The sequence below is a fragment of the Mesobacillus zeae genome (genome assembly GCF_003570705.1).
In the GTDB taxonomy this organism is placed as follows: Bacteria; Bacillota; Bacilli; order Bacillales; family Cytobacillaceae; genus Mesobacillus_C; species Mesobacillus_C zeae.
Genome location: NZ_QWVT01000043.1, coordinates 1 through 13,900 on the forward strand (window position 1 = coordinate 1; position 13,900 = coordinate 13,900).

Annotated in this window: 10 protein-coding genes and 2 pseudogenes; 1 reads left to right on the forward strand and 11 read right to left on the reverse strand. The window is 36.7% G+C overall.

Annotated elements, in window-relative coordinates; translation table 11 throughout:
- Positions 1 to 454: 454 nt before the first annotated feature.
- The 10 genes and pseudogenes from D1970_RS19965 to D1970_RS23165 form a co-directional block, all read right to left on the reverse strand.
- Positions 455 to 823 (reverse strand): hypothetical protein, encoded by a 369-nt coding sequence (locus D1970_RS19965; protein ID WP_119114617.1) that lies wholly within the window; start codon positions 821 to 823, stop codon positions 455 to 457.
- A 24-nt stretch (positions 824 to 847) separates the two neighbouring features.
- Positions 848 to 961 (reverse strand): annotated as a pseudogene (locus D1970_RS23495) (transcriptional regulator); the annotation flags it as partial.
- A gap of 337 nt (positions 962 to 1,298) precedes the next feature.
- Positions 1,299 to 3,623 carry an ABC transporter permease gene (locus D1970_RS19975; protein WP_181213497.1) on the reverse strand — a complete coding sequence of 775 codons (2,325 nt, stop codon included), beginning with the start codon at positions 3,621 to 3,623 and terminating at the stop codon, positions 1,299 to 1,301.
- 2 nt (positions 3,624 to 3,625) lie between these two features.
- Positions 3,626 to 4,330, reverse strand: coding sequence for an ABC transporter ATP-binding protein (locus tag D1970_RS19980; RefSeq protein WP_119114618.1), 705 nt, complete (start codon positions 4,328 to 4,330; stop codon positions 3,626 to 3,628).
- Between the two features lie 1,206 nt (positions 4,331 to 5,536).
- The gene (locus tag D1970_RS19985) at positions 5,537 to 5,938 is read right to left on the reverse strand and encodes a hypothetical protein (protein WP_119114619.1); all 402 of its coding nucleotides are present in this window, start codon (positions 5,936 to 5,938) and stop codon (positions 5,537 to 5,539) included.
- A gap of 889 nt (positions 5,939 to 6,827) precedes the next feature.
- Entirely contained in the window at positions 6,828 to 6,956 is a 129-nt protein-coding gene (locus tag D1970_RS23160) for a recombinase zinc beta ribbon domain-containing protein (RefSeq protein ID WP_246370361.1), read from the reverse strand.
- A gap of 586 nt (positions 6,957 to 7,542) precedes the next feature.
- Positions 7,543 to 9,219, reverse strand: a complete 1,677-nt coding sequence (locus tag D1970_RS19995; protein WP_119114620.1) for an ABC1 kinase family protein — start codon at positions 9,217 to 9,219, stop codon at positions 7,543 to 7,545.
- Positions 9,220 to 9,281: 62 nt separating this feature from the next.
- Positions 9,282 to 9,563 carry an AbrB/MazE/SpoVT family DNA-binding domain-containing protein gene (locus tag D1970_RS20000; protein ID WP_246370363.1) on the reverse strand — a complete coding sequence of 94 codons (282 nt, stop codon included), beginning with the start codon at positions 9,561 to 9,563 and terminating at the stop codon, positions 9,282 to 9,284.
- A 919-nt stretch (positions 9,564 to 10,482) separates the two neighbouring features.
- Positions 10,483 to 10,812 carry an ABC transporter permease gene (locus tag D1970_RS20005; RefSeq protein ID WP_246370366.1) on the reverse strand — a complete coding sequence of 110 codons (330 nt, stop codon included), beginning with the start codon at positions 10,810 to 10,812 and terminating at the stop codon, positions 10,483 to 10,485.
- 19 nt (positions 10,813 to 10,831) lie between these two features.
- Positions 10,832 to 11,200, reverse strand: a complete 369-nt coding sequence (locus D1970_RS23165; RefSeq protein ID WP_246370368.1) for a hypothetical protein — start codon at positions 11,198 to 11,200, stop codon at positions 10,832 to 10,834.
- Positions 11,201 to 11,864: 664 nt separating this feature from the next.
- Between D1970_RS23165 and D1970_RS20015 the strand changes: the two genes are divergently transcribed.
- Positions 11,865 to 13,277, forward strand: a complete 1,413-nt coding sequence (locus D1970_RS20015) for a glycoside hydrolase family 18 protein (RefSeq protein ID WP_119114621.1) — start codon at positions 11,865 to 11,867, stop codon at positions 13,275 to 13,277.
- A 60-nt stretch (positions 13,278 to 13,337) separates the two neighbouring features.
- Here the strand turns inward: D1970_RS20015 and D1970_RS20020 are convergent.
- A pseudogene (locus tag D1970_RS20020) lies at positions 13,338 to 13,592 on the reverse strand (transposase); the annotation flags it as partial.
- Between the last annotated feature and the right edge of the window lie 308 nt (positions 13,593 to 13,900).

A 13,900-nucleotide genomic window follows, 5' to 3' on the forward strand; every position in this document is an offset into this window, starting at 1 on the left:
AATCCGTTATAGTTCTCACAAGTGGTTTGAAATCCTACGAATTAGCGAGCATTCACGAGTAATATGCATCTATCTGAGGGAGTTTAAGTACATTCTTTCACAATTATATTATTGCTTCTATATAGTATCACCCCTAATTGGTTAAAAAGGAGCTTAATCGAAACACGTTTACTATTCTTCGAGAACACCTATTAAATGAAAAGAGATGTATTACTATAAGTAAAGTAAATTATTTAATTTCACTAGCAAGGATTACATAAAAAATTAGCCGATTCCTTAACGTACAGGGATCGGCTAATTTTTATCTAAAATGTTTCTAAACGTACAATTTTCCCGAAATGATATGGTGAGGCTAAAGAGAAAATACAATTTTCGGTAAAGGATTTACCTTTCAAAGATTTTGAAGATAAACGCTCAAGTTTTATACAATAAGTAGATAATACTAGATACGTAATTATTTTTTTCCCTTGTTTTGATTGAATAGGAAATTTGCTGCTAGAGATACTGAAGCTACGTTAATTACAAGGGCAACAATATTTAAAAAATCATTTGTCGGCACCAACACAATAATCAATGATGTTACCGCGACAAATAATGGAATTGCCTTATTTGTATTTGTGACTAGTTGTTGCTTGTGAAAATGTCTTAGTATGAAATAAATGCCTATTAAAATTGGTGCAGTAAGGAATACTCCTAAATATCCCCATGCATCTTCAATAAACCAAGGAAAAAAACGCATACGTGAAGTAAAGATAAATAGATTTAGTATGATAGTTCCTACTAATATGTTGTTTAATATAATGACTTTCTTGTTTTTATTCATTGTAATTGCTCCTTTAAAATTTAATTACTTATTAGTTAATTCGTGTAAACGATTCATAACTTCTTCCTCTTCAAACGTGCTATACCTCCTATAATCACTATCATCTAAAATACGAAAATGTTGACTGATTACATTCTTAAGCTAGTGTTTCGAGAATTCTACCAATAGTGTATAGTGTAATATTACATCATTAGTCACCTTTTGTAAATAGAGAATATTGGGGATCACAATAAAAAAAGTGGTATAATAAATAACCAGTTCCTTAACATACAGGTAACCACTAAATTGTGTCTAAACGTACAATTTTCCCGAAATGATATAGTGTCTCCTATTAGTACTACCGGATAGGGGATGCCTAAACCGAATGGATTGTTGAATTAACCCTTTTTGAAAAAAACTAAGCATATTCAGCCTGTTGAGGTTTCTCCACAGGCTGAATAGCCTTAAGTTCCAAGAACTTAAGGCTATTTCTCCATTACTCTATACTTTTTAATGATTCAATCATATTTATTTTGGTTACTTTTCTCCTAAGTAGTAAGTTAGATAGAATGGTAAGTAAGAATGAAAGAATAACAGATACCAACATAATAAAAATATTTAATTTATCTGGGATTTGTTGATGGGTACTAGACAGTGCCTTTACAATAATTGTATAAATATAGCCGCCTATCGGTAAAGCTACAATTACTGCAAATGTGGTTAGTATGATGTTTTCAAAAAATATAAGTCTGTTTATTTTATGTTTTTGATAGCCTAATACCTTAAGTGTTGCAAGCTCACGATTCCTTTCATAAATGTTTATGGAAGATATCGTATATATGGCGCCAAAGGAGAGTACGACGGCACAAATGATAAACATGATAAATATAAAACTGTTTTGTTTCAACATATATTGAGCTGATTTCTTTAGATCATTCTTGTCTGTAATTGTATCTACATGATGATCTTGTTCAAAGAAGTTGCGAACGCTTACAAGATCTGTAGAGCTATTTGCTTCAACTAAAAGCGAGGTTGGACTGTAGTCTATGTCGAAGCTCTTTAAATAGTCTGGTGTGGAATAAAACGACGGATTAGAATACTGTGTAGATATTTTTAAAACCTTCATATCTACAGATTTATTTTTAAGCTCTGGTGCTATGAACTTTATTTTGATTATATCCCCTTCTAAAATATGATACTTGTCGGCGTAAGATTTGGGTACCAGCACGCCATTATTTTCTAAAGAGATCCTATTGTCATTTTCGTCAAAGAAATGAATGAGATTGTTTTCTTTTTCAGTAACAACTAAAGTGGCATTTTCTTTTTCATTATCTTTTATGAATTCAACAGGAAAGATGGATAGAAAATAACTATTTTTAATACCAGAGGGTAATTTTAAAGTATCAGAAGATGTTCCCATCGTATAATCTACTCTTAAATCATATGTATAAACATCTTCAATTTGGTTAGCTACTTTTAGCAAGGCCGTTTGAGTGCCAAAAGCAGTTATCAATAAAACAGTGCTTACAACAACGCCAATTGAGCTCGCTAAAGCTTTTTGCTTATTTAAAAATATATTTCTCAAAATGAGCTTGTAACTGTAGGAAATATGACTCCAAATACCCGGAATTCTTTCTATTAATAGCTTTTTCATCTTCTTTGGCGGTTTAGGGCGCATTGCCTGAGCCGCACGTTCTTTTAATATGGTTCTACCACTTAAGTAACATGATAGGAGCCCAAAAGCACAAGAGAAAATGATGGGAGGAATGATAGAATAAAAAGAAAGCGAGAATTTAATGTCAGGCAGAGAGTAGGACCTTGCAATCGACGAAGTTACTAATGGAACAAATACAAAAGCGGCAATGGCACAACCTATGATTGAGCCTACTATACCTACCAGCACAGGGTATCCCATGTAATGAAGCATGATGTTTCTGTTTTTTACACCCAAAGCCTTCATAATACCTACTTGATTTCTTTGAGAATCTATAATCCTCGACATTGTAAGAAATAGGATAATAGCTTCAATCAAAAAGAGAACTAAAGGTATAACCTTGCTCATCAATTTATTATTAGATATCGTTTCATTTATTTTAGAATAATTGAAAGTCCGTTCTTTACTTATTTGGTTTAAATAAGTAAGTTGTTTGGATTGTGCTTCAATTGATTTACCTAATTTGTCAATATCGTAACCTTCTTCAGCATCAATCATGATTTCATTATAGTAAAAGCCGTCTAAGATTTCAGGTATTGTCTCTTCGGCAATATAAGCTACTCCGTAGGTTTTATGGTCTTGTATTTCGTTCTTTTTTGTATGTTCAACATTCTCGTTCAAGCCGCTAATTGTAAACTTAAAATTTCTTTCATTCGAACTTATACTGATTTCATCGCCGACATGATAATGATGTTCTTTTGCATAATGGGAATCTAATAAGATCTCACCCTTTTTTGACGGGATACTCCCCTCAATCATAGTAGGCGTATTTATTTCATTTTTTACAGGGATCGAATGAATTTTTAATGAAGCTTTATTATCTTCAAAGGCTTGCGTAGCATCAAAGGTATAACGTCCTTCTATTTTATTTATACCTCCGATTTCGCTTAAACGAGCCACATCATGTTTGGAAATTTGGCTGTAATAAACATTCAAGTCGCTTAAATTATGTTCTTTAAAGTAAACCTTCGTATAGGCGCTAAGATTATCACTTAAAGTTATCAGCCCCGCATAGAAAAAAGCTCCTACTGCGATAACCAAAACAAAGGCTATACATTGCCCTATAGATTGTTTAATATCCCTTAATAATTTTAAAAATAAAATCATTATCACCACTCAATCCCTTCAACACTTTGTTTTTCATCATTAATCGTAACGCTTTCTATCATTCCGCTTTTAACCTTAATAATTTTATCAGCCATAGGAGCAATTGCGGAATTATGTGTGACCAAAACGACGCACTTTTTCGTTTCCTTGTTCAAATCTTGAAGAAGCTTTAAGACGGACTTACCTGTAACATAATCCAAAGCTCCGGTTGGTTCATCACATAGTAAAAGTAAAGGATTTTTTGCAACAGCTCTAGCTATAGCCACTCTTTGTTGTTCTCCTCCAGAGAGCTGGGAAGGGAAGTTTTTGATACGATCCTTTAATCCAACTTTATGTAAAATATCTTTAGCATCCAGATGGTTTTTACATACTTCAGTGGCAAATTCAACATTTTCTAGAGCGTTTAAATTGGGAATTAAGTTATAGAATTGAAATACAAAGCCAACTTTCTCACCGCGATATTCTGTTATTTTTTTTTCGTTGAATCTTGTTATTTCTTGGTCACCAACAAACACTTGACCTGAGGTAGCCGTATCCATACCCCCAAGTATATTCAAAATCGTACTTTTGCCCGCACCACTTGCACCCAAAATAACGACGAATTCTCCCTCTGATATGGACAAATCAACACCATCAAGCGCCTTGATTGGCACTTCTCCTATTTTGTATTCTTTCGTTACATTTTTAAATTCGATTAACTTTTTCACTTATTACATCTCCTCGTATAGTATTTTTTGAAGCTTGGTTTGACGCGATTTCCCGTTTTCTAAAAAGATGGAAATAGTCAAACTGAATTTCTTTCTAGTATCTTGGACCTGTCCGTAGGACAATTGGATCAACAAGCTTCTTCTAAGGATATTTCTTCTCTTTGTGGGTTTAATTATAGTGATTAGGAAAGCCTGATACCCAAGATCCAACACTCAATTTCTAACCGCTAGTTGCACCGCTGAACTGACGGGTGTAGCGCCCAAATTATCGTCATGTTCGGATATGAGTGCTGATGACGAGGATACAGTAGGTGGTTCGGCGGGCACCCAGGTCTGAGATCAGCTTGATTAATACTTAGGAAGTAATCTTATATCGCAAATGCTGGTTGGGATTGACGTTAGTTTACGCTCACATCATGTACAATTCATGAGTTAAATGCGAATCACTCTATTCCTTCTCCATCCCCAACGACCGTAACTATGCCGACACATTGGTAAAACGGATGCTGGAGACTGCCATCGTAAGCAGAGCCGAAACCTGCAGATTGGAATGGAAGCGACCTCGAGTCTCGGTTGGCACCTCACTCATTACTTGAAAGATCAATTAGAAGGCTATGAACCAGAGGTTAAAGCCCATATCTACGTCTTAAATGTAAGAAAAGCCGCACGTTTTTAAAAAGGGGAAGACACTCTTCCCAAAAACGATCGCATTGATGCCTCGATAATTGCAGACCACCTGCGTTTCGGACGACTGTCCCCTATTGCTTCCGCAAGGCGTGTCCCATGAATTGTATGTACAGCTTCTCGGTTTGCTGAATCTGCCGTTGCGAGATCAGGCCTCAATTCATCACGTTATCGTAGTCTCTTATGTTTGGTGGCTGCCGACCGGCTGCAGTCGAATTAGTAGCCGTGTTTCTCTTCAGTAAAGAAATCCCGAATGAGATCAACCCTACTGCGATCAGAATGCCGATCAGTCCGGACAACCTGCCGAACACGATAGGCGAAACCGGCGCCTCTGTTTATCTTCATTTTTGTTTTACCGTCTCTCCGTTGTTCCTCTTGTCTTCATGTTCTCATTGTAAGCGATTCCACGATTGGCAAAACGGACCTGCGATGGTTTTTGCGACTGGACCTAAGTCGGGGAGGCGGTCGGTCTGAGGGGCGAGAAGCGTATCCCCGCCGCAAAAAGCCCTTCGCTGAAGGTGGTTAGGACGAGCGATGGCGAGGGGCAGCGGCGAGCGGGTGATGGGCGAATGAGCAGCAAATGGACTGTTTATGGGCAGCGGGATTGCGTTTTGCTTTAAAAAAGGAATTAGATAATTTCCTTTTGAAATTTAGAAATAATTCTTTTCCTTCTTCCAGATACCATTCTCTACAATCTTCAGCAAGTTCTTCAAAATATTCCTGATCTACTTCATTAAAGTATGGAAAGAAGCTTAATTTCATATGCTGAGAAATGATGAAAACTTGGTTTAGAGACCAATTATAAAACAGATTTAGCTCACGTTCTAATTCATCAGTTAAATCGAATAATGGAGCAATATGATGGTGAGAAATATTTGAATTGACCTGCTGAACATTATATTTCAGGTCAAAAGTTAAGTTCATTCAAAATCACCTCTATTTTAATGCTTTATCAGGTCTTTTAATACATATTTACCGCATTATACCATCTAATCCCTTTTCCCAACCAAAGAGTTTAACTTTTCTGCATTTTAGTCATACTTATTTTATATGCAGCTTGTTAGCGATAATGCAGTATTTACAGGCATTTTTTAAAAATTATTAATCCAACCTTGACCACATTTTTACCAAAGGGTAAAAACTAAATTTTTAAAAATAAAAAAAACCTGAAAACGCAGATTTTTCAAGTTTTATTTTATTTCGTTTTTCTTCCTTTTTAATATATAAAATAAAAAAACGTATAAATTTCGTTTTATAAAGGTGAATAAAGCTACATCAATCATAATTTATTTTTCCTACAATCAGCACACCAGCCATGTTGAGTGCTTCTCGCAGATAGTTTTAAAAGAAGCAGCAGGCCCCAAATAGGGGATTTCTGCTTCTTTATTCAATTATCGGAGCCGAAAATCGATAGTGGATTTTAGGAATTCCATCAGCTTTTACTTCAATACGATTTATCAAGCAGTGCAAGATCTCGGGTGTTAATTCATAGAAATCAAGAAATTGAAGTAACTCTTGTTTTCTCTGTTCGATGTTATCTACTGTTTGTTCACTTTCCAAAGCTGATAGTAAAGCGTTCTTTTTTTTCCATTAACTCGTTCATTTCAATATTATTAGCATCTACATTTTCACGGTGTTCCTCGTGTGAAATGATTTCTTCGGCTAACATATTGACGTATTTCCTTTTTTGGCCCTTTATGATATTGATTTGCTTCTCAATTTTCTCAAGTTGTTTTTGAAGGCTTTGCTTCGATTTTTTTGATTGAGTTTCTAACTGCTTTAGATATTGCTCTTTATCAATCTGTTTTACTAGCTATTGAATGTCAGTCAAAACTGTATCTTTGAGTGCATCTTCTTTAATGCAATGACTACTGCAAGCCTTTTTACCATGTCGTGCATTATTCCCACATATATATCCTTTACGATTACTCCGGTACCACATTCCTTTTCCGCAATCAGCACAGAATAGAACATTCGTAAAAGATTTTTTTAGGTACTGTAATAAACTTAGTTCTAATTTTCATCTGCTGCTGGACGGCATTAAAAATATCACGGGGAATTATTGCTTCATGTGCGTCTTTAATGATTTGCTTTTCTTGTTAAACTTTTCTCCTTTTCTTCATGGTAACACTAACTGTAGTTGAACGATTTTGTACCAAGTCCCCGACGAGTGAGGATTAGTAAGAGTAAGCTTAATAGTTGCGTCATTCCATTTATCCCCTCCACGTGGCTTTCCATCTTGATGGTTCAAACGTAAAACAAAAAAGCCGCCTTGTATGGCAGCTGAATTGATTTATTTTACTGCTTTGGACTTGAAAGATGAGCCTCAAAAAAAACTTTACCACTATTTTTGATACTGTTCACTGTAACGCATTCAAATGAAGTTTTTTTATCAGTAGAAATCGATTAGTAGGTACTCATATATCTGTAAGGCTAGTGTAATACAAAATAATATGAGCGTAAGTATGATCGTCGTTAAATGTGCATGAGTCGTATATTTCACTCCTGTGGATGTTGTTTAAGTTCATTTACGTTTTTGTTTTCAAAAATGGATGTCTTCTCCGAGACCGCCTTCTTACACGACCTGTCCTGATGGCTTGAATAAGTGTCATCAATCCACCAACGACCATTAACCCAATGCCAATAACATTGTTCTGCTCAACAATTTGTGCTCCTGATATTATTAGTCCTGTCCCAAACAAGGCCAGAACAATTTTTCTAGTTTGGTAGGTTTGTTGTTCATAGAAGCTCTTTTCAAATAATTTTGGAGGTGAAATTCTCATTTCCCCTGATTCAAGCTGGTCAATAAGCCGGATCACCTTTTGGAAAGATGGAATGACATTTAAGAAAGTCTTTTTGATTTGGTCTAAAACGGTATCTTTAGCAGGATTCACCGTTTCACCTTTCATCATATCCTCCACATAAGGCATCGTCAGTGCCACCAGATCAAATTTCTCATCTAATCCATTACAAATACTAAAAACCGTCATAATCGCCTTACCCAAAAACGTAGTCCGAGAAGGAATTTGAAATGGCTGCTGGTATAAAAATTCACGCAGCTCCTCAAGAATTTCTTCCTTTTGAAGGTTTTTAATATTAAACCCGCCATCTGCGAAACCTGAAAGAATGACCCTTACATGCTTCATTAAGGCCGCTTTGTCCGTTTGCTTCCTTAAAATGCCCAAATCATCAAAGGCTTCAACGATTCCGCCCGCATCCTTCAAATAAATCGCTATGGCGAGCTTTACCATATTTTCCTTCATTTGATCGGATACTCTTCCTACCATTCCAAAGTCAATATACGCTAACGTTCCATCCTTTTTTATCAGTAGATTGCCTGGATGCGGATCGGCGTGAAAAAAGCCATCCTCCAGTAATTGTTTTAAAAACGACAAATATAAAATGGATGCCAGCTTTTTTTTATTCACCTTCATCCCTTCAAGTTTATCAATCTCGTTTATTTTGACTCCATCGATAAACTCCATCACGAGTACTTCATTCCTTGTAAACTCCCAATGGACATTGGGGACGGATACCCCTGGAAAATCCATAAATTGCTCGTGAAATATTTCAATATTCTTGGCTTCTTTTTTGTAATCAAGTTCTTCCGTTATAACCTCTTGAAATTCATGATAGACGTCATCTAGGTCGACAAACCTTGATACTTTCGTAAATCGTTTTGCAAAGGCGATTAAGACCTTAAAGGTGAATAAATCAAGGGCGACTATTTCCTTTATTCCCGGCCGCATTACCTTCACAGCAACTTGTTCGCCACTTTTAAGGATTGCTTTATGGACCTGCCCTAATGATGCAGCGGCAACGGGAGTATACACAAACTCATTAAAAAGACTTTCAATCGAACCAGACAGTTCAGCCTCGATTTTTCTCTGGATTATGTCTGTTTCAACGGGTGTAACAGAATCTTGAAGCTCTGATAATGTTTCCGTAAACTCTTTTGGTAAAATATCAACTCTAGAACTGACAAATTGACCTAGTTTAATGATTAGGCCACCTAATTCAATTGCTGTCTTTGTGAACTTCTTTGCTTGTGATGTGTAGATGTCCCGGTATCTTTGGTCCAATCTATCTTTGTTTAAAAATCGTTTTGTTTTTCCAATCCACCAGTACTGAATGAAAAAGCCAAAAAACATAAGAAATATGGTCCGAAATCTCTTATTGAGGATTAAGTGCTTCACTTCCCGCATCCTTGTCCACTCCTTTCATTGCCTTCTCCATTGGACAAGCATGCGTGCTGTCCGAAATGTGATTATTTTGTTTCCTCTTCCTCTGCTTCCATTTCGGCATCTGTTTTATCCAAGATTTCTTTTGCTAGTTTTTCAAACCGCTTCGATGTGTTAAAAAATACATTAGCAAACTTGTTCATGATTTCAGATTTTACTAGAATAACCGTACCTTTTCTTGGTCCGCCAAATACAACAAATTTTTCACCTGACTGAAATCCTAATTCTTCCCTCGCTTCAGATGGAATAACAACTTGTCCTCTTTCTCCCATACTGGTCGTGCCAAAAAATTTCCCGTGATTCATCATAATCACACACCTCCTACCGATAGTATATTTCATACTTTTCATACCAACAATTCATTTCACAGAATGTACATATGGCAACTTTTTGTCTAGATTTATATTCCACCTAACAAAAAAACCGCATCAGTTATGATACGATTTTTCTCTAATTTATTCCTAAGTTTCTAGTAAAAATTGAGCTGGTAGAATTCTTTTCAAATGTAAGAAGATGTATAAATTAAATAGGTCAGTTCCCTTATAGGGGGCTGACTCACATTTTTCTAGTGCAACAAATTATATTGGATTTATATATTGTAGTAAAATCAGAATGGTAGATACTTTAATCAATACATGAGTTTGTGCTTAATTATAAGTGAGATATTTTTCTAGCGACTTCTTCACTAACTTTCCAAGCTGCTTTATTTCATTAATTATTAGTAAACCCAAATAAAAAACCTCATTTACTTGTGATACGGTTCACCGAGGTTTAAATTAACTTCTTTATAACATAATGTATCCAATCCCTTCTTCCACAATCTGGCCCTTTAACGGAACAGCTTTTTGTCACTGAACAGTTCCCCTTAATCGGTCTTTCAATTCAGATGTTCTTTTCCTTTTTACCATAAAAAACACCCTTTTATCCCATATTTTCCAAAGGGGTAAAACGGTTCAATTTTTTTAAAACCGGTATAACTTTCTTCAAAACGGTACACATCTTTTTTCCAGTACGACTTTATTTCTAATCCACAAAAATTTAAATAAATATTAGGAATTGCTTATACTTTCTTATAAACTTTCATTCCAAAAATATATGAAATCATTATGATTAGCACCATCCAACCAATTGAAACCCATAAATCATTTCCATCAGCATGTGAATTAAATAAATTTCTTATTGCTTAAATAATTGGCGTCATTGGTTGGTTTTCTGCGAAGAAACGAACTACCTTTGGCATTCCATCGACAGGAACAAATTTTCGGAACTGACAAAAAGCAACATCAGCAAGAAATAAGAGAAGGAACTGGCTCCTTCAATACTTCCGACAGCCAACGCAAAAGGTACTGAAAGCCATGTTAATGTAAGAGAAAAAAGGATAATCAAAAACCCTGCAAGAAGCCATTCAGAAAATGTCGCATTACTTCTAAATCCAGCTAAAAATCCTTCTATTAAAACTGCAATTATAGAAACTAACATAAAGATAACAGAAGCTAAAACGTGACCACCTAATACGGATGATTTTGATATAGGCATTGACTTAAATCTGTCAAACATCCCTGATGTTTTATCTAAGTTAATCCGTAACGAGGTATAAGCTGATCCGGAGGCAATCGTAGTTTCCTACGTTTTCAATGGCCAATGCATCCGCTTCAATTTGGTGCATCGCGGATTTATTCAGAAGTCCGAATGATCCCTCCGGGGGTGTATTTATGGGTCTGCCTGCAACTACCGTCCCATCGGGAAAAGTCGTCAATTGCTGGCTGATTTGGCTCCATCCCATTTTATTGACATGGAGGTCCTCCATCTCCTTCATCAAGGTAAAGTGATTGTATCCGTTGAAGTCAGAGTACGAAAGATCCCAGGTATGATGCTGCTGAATCTTCCTTATTTTCCTTGTGACCACCTGGTTAAATAGCAAATCCCCAAATTCATCCCGTGTCATCCGACAAATTTCCCCTCCATTATAAGCCTTTTGGGAGGAATTCTTAGTTTTTGACCACTATAAATAGTGTTTGTATTAAGACCATTTGCCGTTTTTATTAACTGTACAGTGGAATTAAAGCTTTGCGATAGCTTCCATAGCGTATCACCTGGAACGACCTGATACATAATTGGGACCCTGATTTTCCGGCCGACGTATAGCGTGTCTGATTGTAACCCGTTTATTAATTTTTAAATCCTGAACAGTCGTACGATAGGTAGTAGCAATTTTCCATAAAAAATCCCCACCCTTTACTTCGTAAGTATTTCTCGGGTTATTAATTGCAAAGGCTGATGGGACATTCATACCCATTGTCAGAATAAAGGAAATTAGGAGAGCAAACTGTTTCAACTCGTTTTTCAAATCCCTTCTTGGGCAGCTAAACCTAAACACCCTTAATAAGTTTTCTATCTTATTTTTTAAAGTATAAATAAAAATATGATTGGTATAGATTGTATTTTTCACAGATGGGGGTTCTTGGAAGTGTTAAAAACTGGCCCATTTTTGAAACTTTTTTAGCCGTAGAATTTTATAAGGTAAAAACACCCTTCATAATTATGAAGGGAAATATTAATCTTACCTCAAGAATATAGTTTAAAAGGGCTGATTTAAGGAGGGGGATGGAATGCAAATTCATGTGGTGCAGCGGGGAGATACCCTTTGGGCTATTTCACAGCGTTATGGCGTTACTATTAACCAAATTGTTACCGCAAACCAACTACAGGACCCAAATAGAATTGTAGTGGGTCTTGCTCTTGTTATTCCAACGGCTAACCGGACTCATACAGTCCGTTCCGGGGAGACATTGTGGATGATAGCTCAACGGTATGGGACGACCATTCAGGCAATAGTGCAAGCAAATCAAATAACCAATCCATCACAGATAGCTCCTGGGATGGTTTTTATTATTCCTGCCAGGACTCATATTGTCCAATTTGGAGAAAGCTTATGGCAAATTGCACAGCGTTATAACACTACCGTTCAAGAAATAATCCGGTTGAATCAAATCCAAAATCCTAATGTAATCGTCACAGGTACGGTCCTAAATATCCCATTCAGAAAGCCAGTAACGGATGTGAACGCTTATACCATCAATACCGGGGAGCAAGGAGCAAGTGATATCCGAGAAGTCGGAAGATACCTAACTTACTCGGCCCCGTTCGCTTATACGTTTAACGCGGACGGCACTCTGAATGCCATCAAAGACGTACCGATAATACAGGCGTCGGTTGCTGAAAGGGTGTCCCCAATGATGTCAATTACAAACTTCACGTACAGAACTACTGGATCTCAGTTAGCTCGTACTATTCTTTCCAGTACGGATCTCCAGGATCGATTATTAACCAACATTTTAAGAATTATGAGAGAAAAAGGGTATGAGGGTTTAAATGTAGATTTTGAAAATGTTTATCCCGCGGACCGAGAGCTTTATAATTCATTTTTACAGCGTACTGTTGACCGTTTACACCCGGCAGGATATTACGTCTCCACTGCCCTTGCACCAAAAGTAAGCGGCGAACAGAAAGGTTTGTTATTTGAAGCACATGATTACCCCGCTCACGGGCGGATTGTGGATTTTGTTGTCCTCATGACGTATGAATGGGGATACAGGCTAGGACCACCTCAGGCAATTTCACCTATTAATCAAATTAGAAGGGTACTTGATTACGCAGTGTCTGTAATCCCAAGAAACAAAATCTTTTTCGGTTTCCAGATATACGCCCGCGACTGGCTTCTTCCCCATGTTCAGGGGCAGGAAGCTGAAACATTCAGCCAGCAGGAAGCCATCAGACGGGCCATTCAATATGGAGTAGCCATACAGTATGACTCGTTAACCCAGTCACCATTTTTCAGATACACTGACGCCCAAGGACGGGGACATGAAGTTTGGTTTGAAGATGCTCGCAGTGCCCAAGCAAAATTCGATGTAGTAAAAGATTATGGCTTGAGAGGAATCAGTTATTGGGCACTTGGTTATCCGTACCCACAAAACTGGCTTTTGCTTGAAGACAATTTTTCTATCCGGAAAATACATTAATAGAGCAGTATTTTTTAATCATTAGCTGGTACGCTCCAGGCACATAGCTTTGAGCGTTTTTTTTATCTTCCCGGTCTCCATCTGAAACTGCTTGTTTTCCTTCCGGAGTTGAATAAGTTCTGATTCCTCTGGTGTTAGATTGTCTTTTTCCTTGAACGAACCACTTGTTTGACTTTGATTCACCCACTTATCAAGTGAAGATGGGGTTAGATCGTATTCACGAATGATCTCTTGTCTTGGTTTACCGTTCAAATAAAGCTGGACCATCTGATTTTTAAATTCTTCAGTAAACTTTCTTCGTTCTCTTTTAGTCATAATAGATTCTTCAGTAATGTTAACTGTAGTCTACTTGACCTTAATTTTTCCGTCTAGATAAGTGTAGCCTATCCAAAATGTACTTTGTTTCAAAACGTCTCTTTTTAAAGGGAACGTATGTACCCAAAGGAGTCAAAAGAATACGGTTCACTCCGACATTTTTAATCTCTAGGTTGAATGTTTTATGTGTGAAGCATTTTTGGTTAAATCAACCACTGTCTTGAGAGAAATCAAATTACACTAATATCGAGGGTCAGAATCCGAAGTGATTCATATTTACTTTTGAAACAACATATCCTCCGTCCCGT